We start from the raw sequence: 9,963 nt of genomic DNA, 5'->3' as shown, positions 1-9,963 counted from the left end.
CATGCAGGATCAATTTATCATTCATATTCATCATCCGGCTATCTGCAATCATCTGGTAAACGGAGAAGCATTGTTACCCGGACTGGCCTACATCGATATGCTTTACCAGGTTTTCAGCGAGCATGGTTATGCCGTGCCATTGCTGGAACTGGCTAACCTGACGATTCATCATCCGTTGGTGGTAACGGCAACCGCGCCGGTATCCCTGTATATCACCTGTACGGCAGACCGGCTGCAACAACATTGGGAAATACAGGTGTCTGGTGAAATATTGCAGGAGGGAGTGGCTACCGGAGAAAGACGGATATATGCAACGGCTGATATGAACCTGCTGACAGCAGTCAGTTTTGAAGAGGTGCTATCGCCGGATGTGGTACAACAGGCTGCGCATAAGATCATTGACCTGGAAGAAATATATACGCAGTGCGCCAGTCGTGGATTGGTGCATACCGGCTTTATGAAAACAAACGGTGCTATCTACATAAATAATGATGCGCATTACATTTTTGTTCATGCGGCAGATGGAGGAGATCCCGATCTGCTTTTTCATCCGGCATTGATAGATAGCAGTGTTATTGCTTCTTCTGAACTGGTGAAATCATTGGTGGAAGACCGGCAGCAATTGTATCTGCCACTTTATTATGAATCGTTCCGGGCATCTGCTGCCTGGGGCGGACAGGTTATCGCCAGAATTCTGCCGGCTGCTGTGCAAAGCAGTAATGAACTGTTATACGTAACAATAGATTTTTTTGATCCGGCCGGCAGGAAGGTGGGTGAGTTAAAGAATTTTGTTTCCAAACAACTGCCCGTTGCGGCAGCAGTGAAGCCTGCTGCCGGCAGACAACCCGCGGTGGCTTCTTCACCTGCTGCTGTCAATCATACCGGCCTGATCGCAGATATACAGTATTTTCTCCGGAGCCTGATTGCAGAGTACTTACATATTCCTTTGGATGATGTGGAAATAGCGGCAGGCTATCATGAGTTAGGACTAAGTTCCAGTGAATTACTGGAGATCATCCGGGAGATAAGCAAACGGGTAAATACCAGACTGACACCGGTACTGTTATTTGAGTATACTACTATCCCGCAGTTATCACAATACCTGGCAACACATCATGCGGCCGCTTTTCAGCAACAGGCAACTGCGGTGTCGCCTGCAGCTCCTGCGCCGATAGCTGCTCCAGTAGCTGTTGCTGCTGCCATAACGCCAACGCAGCCACGAAATACTGCCGGGCAGGATATTGCTGTCATCGGTATTGCCGGACGTTATCCGGGTGCGGATAATATGGCTACCTTCTGGCAACATCTCACAGAAGGGAAAAATGGCATTACCACCATTCCTGCTTCCAGATGGGATTGGAAAGCATTTGATCATAAACGTTCTCCCGGTGGGAAGAAAATTTCCAGATGGGGTGGTTTTATTGATGATGCAGATTGTTTTGATCCGCAGTTCTTCCGGATTTCTCCGCGGGAAGCCGAAATTATGGACCCACAGGAAAGACTGTTCCTGGAAGTGTGCTGGGAAACACTGGAAGATGCAGGGTATACGCCGGAAAGATTAAGCACGCAACGCGGACCTGATAAAAGGCAGGCGGTAGGCGTTTTTGTAGGCGTCATGCATAAGGATTATACCATACTGGCTGCTGAAGCGGTAGCAAAGGGATTGGATTTTCCGCTATCCCTGAATTATGCGCCTATTGCCAACCGGGTATCTTACTTCTGTAATTTTCATGGTCCCAGTATGGCGGTAGATACGGTCTGCTCTTCTTCCCTTACAGGGCTGCATCTGGCAATAGAAAGTATCCTGCGCGGGGAGTGTGAAGCTGCATTGGCAGGTGGCGTGAATCTTTCGCTGCATCCGGCAAAGTACCTTACCTATGGTATGTCGGATATGCATTCCAGTGATGGCTACTGTCATACTTTCGGGAAAGACGGAGATGGATATGTTTCCGGAGAAGGCGTAGGGGCGGTATTGTTGAAACCACTGGATAAAGCGATCGCGGATAAGGATCATATTTATGCTGTTATTAAAGGAAGTACCATCAATCATGTGGGCACTGTCAGCGGTTTAATGGTACCCAGTCCGGTTGCCCAGGCAGATATGATTACGGCCTGTCTGGAAAAAACCGGTATTCATCCCAGAACCATCAGCTATGTGGAAGCACATGGTACCGGTACGGCTTTGGGTGATCCGATTGAAATACAGGGGTTGGTAAAAAGCTACCAAAAATTTACGGCAGATAAACAGTTTTGTGCTATCGGGTCCGTAAAATCCAATATAGGACATGCTGAATCAGCAGCCGGCATCAGTGGACTGACGAAAGTAATTCTACAGTTGCATCATAAAAAACTGGTGCCTTCATTACATGCTGCAGAAGAAAATCCATTGCTGCAGCTGTCGGATACGCCCTTTTATATCCAACGTACTACTACTGACTGGGAACAGCCGGTGATCAATGAAGCCGGACAGTCTAAGCACTATCCGCGCCGTGCTGCCCTGAGCTCTTTTGGGGCCACTGGTTCCAATGCGCACATCATATTGGAAGAATATGTACCGGCACAGGAAGAAAGAATAGCTGAAAGGCAGGTAACTTACCTGATTCCGCTTTCTGCTAAAAATGAAATACGGTTACGGGCATACGCAGTAAAACTCCTGGCTTATCTCCAGGCAGTAGATCCTGCTGCCATTTCGGAAACAGGATTTTTATCTTCTCTGGCCTATACTTTACAACTCGGCAGAATACAGCTGGCAGAACGCGTGGTATTTGTGAGCGATAGCCTCTCTGCACTCATTGCGCAATTAACAGCCTTTATACAGGATAAAGGGGCTGTCAGTGGTTGTTTTACCGGTAATATCAAAAAGAAACAAGCAGGGTTTAGTTTTTTAGAGCAGGATGAAGATGCACAGGTGTTGATCGATAGCTGGTTGTCGAAAGGTAAGCCGGATAAAATTGCCGGTCTGTGGACCGCGGGATTTGTGATAGACTGGACGATGCTGTATAAGCATCATACACCGGGTCGTATCAGTGCGCCTGTATATCCTTTTGCCAAAGAAAAATACTGGATCCCGGCGTTGCCTGCTGCAACACCAGGGATAGAAAAAAATGAAGTGCCGTTGGGAACCCAGCCGGTTGTTCCGGTAGTTGAAAAGGTAGTGAAGCCGGCAACCGATAACGCTTTGCTCACCTTTGTGGAATCCTGGGAACCGGCGCCGGTTCCGGATATTCCTACGGGTGCAAAACGATTGCTTTGTTTTTTGAATGAAACATACAGATACGAAGAATTCCGGGAAGCCCTGGCGCAGATATCACCGGATAGCCATGTCATCTTTGTGGCTGCGGGTGCATTATTCCAGCAACAGGATGCGGCACACTTTGTCCTGGATGTGAATGACAGCAGTCATTATCAACAGCTGATGGAGCTGGTATTCAAGGAAGGCCACCTGGATGGCATCGTTTGCAAGTGGGATAACGGAGACGATTACACGCCGGTATTCCATCTGATACAGGCATTGGGGAAATACAGCGGAAAACGTCACCGCGTGATACTGACCGGTAACCCGGCAGATACCCATCCGCTTTCCTGGATAGGATTTGAACGTTCACTGGGCTTTGTATTACCGGATATACAACTGACAGGCTTATACGAATCTACCTGGGTATCCTATGCAGATAGTGTGTTGCAGATCCTGAGAGAATTACCGGCTACCGCCAGTGTTCTGTACAAAGAAGAAGTACGTTATATACAACAGGTAAAGCCGGTAACGCTGCCGCAGACGACCCCGCTCAAAGCAGGAGGTACCTACCTCATTACGGGTGGTTTTGGAGGTTTGGGTATTATGCTGGCAGATTATCTGGCCACCACTTACCAGGCCAACCTGATACTCACCGGTCGTTCTCCGCTGGACAAGCCGAAACAGGCCTTGCTCGACCGGTTGCAATCTTTCGGTGGGCGCATTTATTATATACAGGCGGATGTCTGTGATGTAACAGCCATGGAAAAAGGACTGGAAGCAATGCGCGCCGGAGGTAATGTCATCAATGGCGTTTTTCACATTGCAGGCCTGGAAGGAGGCGGTAGTATTGCCGATAAACAACTGGCAGATTTCAATCGGGTGACGGCGCCTAAAACAGCAGGTACCCGTATACTGGATGAATTGCTGGCTACCGAACGATTGGATTTTGTTTGTTATTACGCTTCTTCTGCTGCTGTGCTGGGCGATTTTGGCACCTGCGATTATGCCGTGGGCAATCGTTTCCAGATGGCTTATGCTGCCTGGCGAAATGAGCAGGTAGCTGCCGGGCAGCGATATGGAAAAACAGTGGCCATTAACTGGCCTTTATGGCGGCAGGGAGGAATGGGCGTACATGAGCAGGACCAGGTGGAGATGTATCTCAAATCCAGCGGTCAGGGTTTACTGGAAACTGCAGAAGGATTGACGCTGCTGGAACAGATATTATCGGCGGATCACAGTCAGGTGCTGGTGATCAAAGGGCAGCCGGAACGGGTACAACAATTCCTGGGTTGTCAGCCTAAAGAAGCAGTCACCATCGTGACCGTGGAAGTGCCTGCTGGTAAAGGCCGGCAGCCAGCGATGGAAAGTCTTTCCCTGGAAGATTGTCTGGAAAAGGATTTGCGGGAGCAGATCGCAGCAGTATTAAAACTGACCCCCCAACAATTAGATCCGGAAGAAAATCTGGTGGATATGGGCTACGATTCGGTAAGTCTTACACGACTGGCTTCCGCATTAACGAAGCATTTCGAAACAACCATCACACCTGCTGTCTTTTTTGGATATCCTAATCTGCTGAAACTATGTCATTACTTCCTGGAAGAACATGCCGCTGTATTGCAGGCATTTTATCAGGAAGGCAGTATACAACAACAAGAACAACAAGCTATCGTTGCAGCAGTGGCGCCTTTGCCGCCTGCCGCACTGCAGGAAGATACGAAGGTGGCAACAGCACCGGCTACCATCGCTGCACCTGGCAGCAGTCAAGACGATATTGCCATTATCGGCATGAGTGGCCGTTTCCCGCAGGCCCGCAATATCAGCGACATGTGGGAGATCCTTGCCGGAAATAAAGACGTAGTAGCCGAAATTCCGGCTGACAGGTTTGATTGGCGCCAGTATTTTGATGATACAACAGAAGACCCCGAAAAGATCAAAACAAAATGGTGCGGATGTGTACCTGGTGTAAAGGAATTTGACCCCCTGTTTTTTGAAATTTCTCCCCGGGAAGCGGAAACGATGGATCCGCGTCAGCGGCTGTTGCTGCAGGAATCCTGGCGTGCATTGGAAGATGCGGGCTATGGACCTGTTCAGTTGAAAAAAGGAAAAACAGGCATGTTTGTAGGCGTAGAACAGGGCGACTATCAGGCATTGGCGTTAAAAGATGGCGGCGTGACTTCTACCCACGATGGTATACTCGCTGCCAGGTTATCTTATTTCCTCGATTTAAATGGCCCGGTACTGGCCATTAATACGGCTTGTTCTTCCGGGCTGGTGGCTTTGCATCAGGCCTGTCTCAGTTTAAAGAACAAGGAGTGCGATACAGCCATTGCAGCAGGCGTTAATCTGATGCTTACCCCGATGTCTTATGTAGGCATGAGCAGAGCGGGCATGTTATCGGTGGATGGAAAATGTTTTGTGTTTGATAAAAGAGCGAATGGCATGGTGCCGGGAGAAGCTGTGGTAGCCGTTGTATTAAAACGTTTATCGCGCGCCCTGGAAGATGGAGATCCGATTCATGCCATCGTAAAGGGAAGCGGTTTGAATTACGATGGAAAAACCAACGGTATTACTGCTCCTGGTGGTATTGCGCAGGCAGATTTGCTGAAAGAAACCTACGATCGCTATCACATTAATCCGGCCGATATCTCTTATGTGGTAACACATGGCACAGGTACCCGCCTGGGTGATCCTGTGGAAGTAAATGCGCTGACAACCGCCTTTAAAAAGTATACCGACAAACAATCGTATTGCGCACTGACTTCTGCCAAAACGAATTTCGGACATACGTTTGCGGCATCCGGATTGTTAAGTCTGGTGAATATGGTATTGGCGATGAAACACCAGACGATACCGGCCTGCCTGCACTTTGAACAACGAAATGAATTTATTAACTGGGATAAAAGTCCCTTTTATGTGAATACAAAAAACCAGGTATGGGAAGTCGCATCCGGCAGGGCGCGCCTGGGCGCCGTGAGTGCCTTTGGCATGAGTGGCACCAATGCACACGCTGTACTGTCAGACTATAGGTCAACCCCGCTTGCGGGGGAAGGGCGCCCTTATTACCTGTTGCCATTATCTGCTAAAACGGCGGAGACATTAAAGGAAAAAATACGGGAGATGGTGACGTTCCTGGAAAATGAACCCGCCATTTCCCTGCAGGACCTGAGCTTTACCCTGCAACATGGCCGGCAGCATTTTAACCACCGGCAGGCATTGCTGGTACAGGATAGCGCAGCAGCCATCGCCGCATGGAAAAAGGTACTGGCAGGAGAAGACACGCCGTATGCCTTTGAAGGTATTGTCAGCAAAGAAAATCCGGAAGACAAAACACAGGGAACTACTATCCGTACCTTGTTGTTAAAGGCCCTGGAAGTATCCCGGCAACCGGAAAATTATCTTACACAATTAACTGCATTAGCCGGATTTTATTGCAAAGGACATGACATAACATGGCCGCTGCTGTATGGTACAAACTTACCGGCACGTATACATATACCCACCTATCCTTTTGCAAAAGAAACCTACTGGGTGGCAGATAATGGAAGCGATGGCGTATTGCCATTGATGACCAGCCCGGCCACTTCGTTGATAACAGATTTTCTGGAGAAGGGATGGACGCCGCTAACGCTGTCGCCCCAACGTAACCAGGCGTCGGCAACAGCCATCCTGGTAACGGAAAACAGCCATGCGCTGGGAACGGCCATTGCTGCACAGCTCCCCGGCAGTGTGTTGGTAACCGTTGCTGCATCAGCAACCTTACCGGTGAATCCGGATGGGGTAATAGATCTCACCGGTTATCAGTCAAATGATCCGGAGATATCAGCCTGGTTGCCACTGTTGCAGGAACTGATAGAAGGTGGATCAAAGAACGGACTACGTTGCCTGGGAGTAACAGGAGATGCAGAAGCTTACCGGAATAACCGGGTAAATCCTGCCGGGGCATTACAGGCCGCATTGTATCGCATGCTGGGAGCGGAATATAAGCAGGTGCACAGTTGCCACCTGGATGTATTAACCACCACGGATACGGCTACACTGGCAGATGTCATCATCGCGGTATATCTGTGGAACGGCGCTGCTACGGAAGTTTGTTACCGGGAAGGGGCGTACTATGAAAGTATACTGACACCGGCACTGGCGGCCACTAAGCCGGCAGCGCGGGTATTTAACCCGGAAGATGTATTACTGATTACAGGGGGCACCCGTGGATTAGGACTTTTATGTGCCAACCACTTTGTCAGCAGATATGGTATCCGTCATGTGGTACTAACCGGAAGAGAAGTGTTGCCTGCGTATAACGACTGGGAACAACATATTGCCGAAGGAGGCAAACATGCAGCGAAACTACGTAATCTGTCTGCTTTGTCTGCCCGCGGTGTGGTGGTGGAAACGCCGGCAACAGACTTAACCGATTCCGGTGCGGTGCAGGCCCTGGTCGCTGATTTGCATGCCCGGGGAAAACGTGTCGGCGGGGTGATACATGCAGCAGGATTGGTGGATGAAGATACTTCCGCTTTTATCCGGAAGTCTGTTGAAAATGTTGCGCGTGTCTTGTCGCCCAAAGTAGCGGGTATCGTGCATTTGTACCAGGCATTGCAGCAGGAACCCCTGCAATGTTTTATCCTGTTTTCATCGGTGTCTGCGATCATTCCTGCTTTAGGCGCCGGACAAAGTGATTATGCGATGGCGAATGCCTATCTGGATTATTTCGCCGCTGCTCATGCCGGCGGTAATTGTCCGGTGCAAAGTATACAATGGCCCAGCTGGAAAGAAACCGGACTGGGTGAGGTGAAGAGTAACGTATACGGACAAACGGGCTTACAGACCCTTACAGATAAAGCAGGCCTGGCACTGCTGGATCAGATACTGCAACACCGGTATGGACCGGTGGTATTACCGGTACTGGCCACCCGCGAACATTGGCAGCGGGATACTTTGTTACGGAAAGTAATGCCGGTATCACCGATCGTCGGCACGCCTGTGGCGGCGCCGGTACAGGTAGCTGCTGCGGAATCTCCGGCCTTAATAGCGTGGCTGACCGATATTTTTATAAAAGAATTAAAGATAGATAAAAGCCGGTTTAATATCCGGCAGTCTTTCCCGGATTATGGGGCAGACTCTATCCTGTTATCGCATATCCGGCGTCAGATTGAAAAACAATTGGGCGTAACCATGGATCCTTCTATTCTGCTCGAACAATCTACGATTGTATTGCTGGCAGCATGGATGCAGGAGGAATATGCTACTACGTTAGCGGGATTTTTCAATGAAGCAGTAGTGGCTGCGCCATTGCCGGCCGCCGTAATAGCGGATACCGCTGCGGTACAACCAGTTGTTGCCGCTGATGTGGCGGTAACAGATGATATTGTTGTAGTCGGTATGTCGTGCCGTTTCCCGCAGGCGCCAGACCTGAACGGGTACTGGGAGTTGTTGTCTGCAGGCCGTAGCGCCATTGCTGCCGTACCGTTTGAACGTTGGGGAAGTACGCGGAAGTATTATGCGGGGTTGGTAGATAATATCACTCATTTTGATACAGATTATTTTATCATTCCACCGGAAGATGCAGCTGCTATGGACCCGCAGGCACTTGTACTGCTGGAAGAAAGTCTGCATGCCTGGCATCACGCCGGTTATACGTCGCAGGAAGTAAAGGGAAAACAGGTTGGCGTATACATTGGCGGCCGTAGCCAGCACAGGCCGGAAGAAGAAGCCCTGAAAAAGATGAAGAACCCGATCATGGCATTGGGCCAGAATTATTTCGCCGCAAATATTTCCCGGTTTTTTGATTTACATGGTCCCAGCCTGGTGGTAGATACTGCCTGTTCTTCTGCGCTGGTAGGCATGGAACTGGGCATACAGGCGATCCGCCGGGGTGAAATAGAAGCGGCCATGATTGGTGGTGTAGGATTGCTGGTGAATGATAAGGCACATGATATGTTTGATCAGCGTAATCTGCTGAGTAAAGCAGCACAGTTCCACATTTTTGATAAGAGAGCAGAAGGCATTGTACTGGGAGAAGGAGCCGGCTTCGTTATTCTGAAAAGCCGCCGGCAGGCACTGCAGGACGGAGATAAAATTTATGCCGTGATAAAAGGGCTGGCAATCAATAATGATGGCCGTACGGCAGGTCCTGCCACCCCCAATATTGTGGCACAGAAAGAAGTGATGCGTACGGCTTTGCAACGCAGCGGGATATCTCCGCACGAGGTTTCCTACATAGAAACCAATGGTTCCGGATCGGAGGTGACAGATCTGCTGGAGCTGAAAGGAATGGAGGCCATCTATCGCAAAGCCACGGATATGCCGTGTGCATTAGGATCGGTAAAACCTAATATCGGTCACCCGTTGTGTGCGGAAGGAATCGCCGGATTTATCAAGGTGGTGTTAATGCTGATGCATCAGCAGCAGGTACCGTTTATTTCCGGAGATGAACCCATGCAACATTACAATATGGCCACTTCGCCTTTCTACTTCAATAAACAATTAAAAGAATGGGATGGGAAAATAGCGGCACTGAATTGTTTTGCCGATGGAGGTACAAATGCCCATGTGATTCTGGCGGCTCCTGAAAAAACAATGGCAGCCCCAAGAGCACCGATACCTGCGCTTGCCTTAAAAAAGAAAAATGTGCGAAACGGACAATTACCTACGCTTCCACCTGACGCTGTAAATACCACAGCTGTATTTGCCGAAAAAATGATTTGGGAAACTTATAACTGAGAAAAAAA

The 9,963-nt window shown here is 49.4% G+C and carries 1 protein-coding gene; it reads left to right on the top strand.

From position 1 onward, the window contains the following. Position 1 precedes the first annotated feature (1 nt). A complete protein-coding gene (locus OL444_RS23445; RefSeq protein ID WP_264729406.1) occupies positions 2-9,955 on the top strand; it encodes an SDR family NAD(P)-dependent oxidoreductase in 9,954 nt (3,317 codons plus the stop codon). Positions 9,956-9,963 lie beyond the last annotated feature (8 nt).

The organism is Chitinophaga nivalis, assembly GCF_025989125.1.
Taxonomy (GTDB): Bacteria; Bacteroidota; Bacteroidia; order Chitinophagales; family Chitinophagaceae; genus Chitinophaga; species Chitinophaga nivalis.
The sequence above is the reverse complement of the archived record's forward strand: the minus strand, read 5'-3'. Positions and strand labels throughout refer to the sequence as shown.

What these genes read in the sequence shown, in the direction of transcription:
- OL444_RS23445 (WP_264729406.1), top strand. Translation starts at nt 2, where the DNA reads ATGCAGGATCAATTTATCATTCATATTCATCATCCGGCTATCTGCAAT.